The sequence below is a fragment of the Mesorhizobium sp. genome, from assembly GCF_004962925.1.
GTDB lineage: Bacteria > Pseudomonadota > Alphaproteobacteria > Rhizobiales > Rhizobiaceae > Mesorhizobium.
Genome location: NZ_SUEO01000156.1, coordinates 13,102 through 15,223, shown reverse-complemented (window position 1 = coordinate 15,223; position 2,122 = coordinate 13,102). Strand labels below are relative to the sequence as shown.

The window sequence follows — 2,122 nt, the reverse complement described above, 5'->3', positions numbered from 1 at the left end:
GCGATCAGCGATCCAAATTCGCCGTTCCATGCGCTGCAAGCCAACACGCTGGTCGTCGCCAATGGCCGCATAAAGTCGCCGCGCGGCGACGGCCCTGAGGTCTCGATCGCCGAGCTGCTCGGCAGCGTCGGACGCAGCCAGATCGAGGCGATGGGCGACACCACGCCTGCCAATTGGACGGCGGAGGATCGCTATAAGAACAATACGACCATCGCGATGGCGCTGTCGCACACCGAGGGCGACTATTCCCGCCACAGCTGGTGCGCGCATTTCATCGAGGTGCGCGTCGACGAGGACTTTGGCACGGTTCGCGTGTCGCGCGTGGTGTCGGCGCTGGATTCGGGCCGGCTCTACAATCCCAAGCTCGCCGAAAGCCAGTGGAAGGGCGGCATCATCATGGGCATCGGCCAGGCGCTGCTGGAGGAAGGCATCGTCGACCGCCGCCACGGCCGCATCGTCAACAACAATCTGGCCGACTATCTCATCGCCACCAATGCCGATATTCCCGACATCGAGGTGATCTCGGTCGGCATCCCCGACCTGCATTCCTCGGTGCTCGGCGGCAAAGGCGTTGGTGAGCTGGGCATCGTCGGCGTGGCGCCGGCGATCGCCAATGCGGTGTTCCACGCCACCGGCAAGCGGGTGCGGGATCTGCCGATCACGCTGGAGAAGCTGATTTAGCCGCGCTCACGAAGTGAGGACGCGCTCCATACAAAACCCCGGCCGGCAGGGCCGGGGTTTTGTTCCGTTCGGCAGATCAGAACTTGTAGCTAAGGCCGACCCGGATATCGTGCGTCTGGAGATCGACGTCCGCAATCGTGTTAACGCCGTCTGCTATCGAGAGATCCTGGCTGCCGAAGTCCGAGTAGCGATATTCGGCCCGAGCGATCCACTTATCGGTGAAGGCGTGCTCAACGCCGGCTCCAACCGTCCAGCCAATATGGGTTTCGTCGTGGATTAGTATGTTGCCTTGGGGGGTGCCGGTGATCACAGTCGCCTCATATTTGGCCGCGGCCACGCCCGCAGTGATGTAAGGCAAAGTCCGATCGAAAGCATAGCCAGCCCGCAGCCGCGCGGAACCCGACCACTTGATTTCGCTTTGAAGTAAACCGCTGGTAAAGCTCGTCAGCCCAGTTACGTCATTGTACGCAATGTCGGCCTCGGCACCGAGTACGAAGCGGTTCGCCATTTCTTGATTGAAGCCGACGTGGATGCCACCGATAAAACCGTCGGGATCCAGGGGTCTGGTAACGCCGGGGTTGGCGATGAAAAAATCGGAGCTTCCAGCTGCGTAACCGACGTGAACGCCCGCATAGAGGCCGGACCAGCTGAAGGCGTCGACAGGCAAAACCTCATTGATATCCGCCGCGGACGCCATGCCGACAGGCGCGAGAATGAAGGCTGTAGCGAGAAGAATCGTTTTCATTGTTGTATGCTGCCCCAAAAATGTTGCGTTCCCCGCCGCAGAAATGCTCCGCGGAGATCCAGGTGTTGTGGAGACTCCGATGTCGCATTGTCCGCCGGCCGCGTCTTGGGCTGAGCCGCACCCGAATTGTCCTGGAGCGCACCGCAGCACTTTCCCGGTCAGTGTGGCCGTTCGGCCTCAGTCGACTCGCGGGAAACTGCCGAACTCCCCCGCAAGAGGGAGATCGGCAGCTCGCGGTCGGCTCTTCCTCTTCAGCGTTTGTGACTGGCGAAGCCGAGATGTCGTCCGGAGGGAGATTGCCAGCTTCTGCGGGCTCACCATTATGATCCGGCAGGTACCAGGGGCGTGCCTATGTCCGAAATGAGTTTGACCAGATCCGCTTGGCGCCTCGTGCCGGTTTTGGCGAAGATGCGGTTGAGGTGGGTCTTCAAAGTGTTTTCACCGATACCGAGGGACAACGCGGTCTTGGACGCATTCAATCCGCTGCCGACCCGCAGGAGGACGCGCGCCTCTGCAGGCGTAAGGTCGAACAGCGTCGTGAGAACGGCCTCGGGAGTGGGGAAGAGGACGTCGTGGTCGATATGAAGACGGCGGCGCATGCCGGCCGAAAAACCGCGCGCGCGGTTCCCTCGGTCAACGGCAAAACATAGGCGACGGCGGGCGGCCGGCCGGGACCTGAAATCGGCAGCCCTATGC

3 protein-coding genes are annotated in these 2,122 nt (G+C 61.7%); 1 reads left to right on the top strand and 2 read right to left on the bottom strand.

Annotated features, from left to right (window positions below; genetic code table 11):
* A partial coding sequence (locus tag E5W87_RS25330) for a molybdopterin cofactor-binding domain-containing protein (protein WP_292403852.1) occupies nt 1-681 on the top strand: 681 nt, incomplete at its 5' end.
* A gap of 76 nt (nt 682-757) precedes the next feature.
* Here the strand turns inward: E5W87_RS25330 and E5W87_RS25325 are convergent.
* Together E5W87_RS25325 and E5W87_RS25320 are read right to left on the bottom strand one after the other, a co-directional pair.
* Nucleotides 758-1,426 (bottom strand): outer membrane protein, encoded by a 669-nt coding sequence (locus E5W87_RS25325; protein ID WP_292403849.1) that lies wholly within the window; start codon nt 1,424-1,426, stop codon nt 758-760.
* Nucleotides 1,427-1,746: 320 nt separating this feature from the next.
* Nucleotides 1,747-2,122: helix-turn-helix transcriptional regulator (locus E5W87_RS25320; RefSeq protein WP_292403846.1), on the bottom strand; the 376-nt coding region annotated here is incomplete at its 5' end.

Bases quoted from the DNA above. Each gene is read 5' to 3' on its own strand.
- E5W87_RS25325 (WP_292403849.1), bottom strand. From the start codon at position 1,426: ATGAAAACGATTCTTCTCGCTACAGCCTTCATTCTCGCGCCTGTCGGC.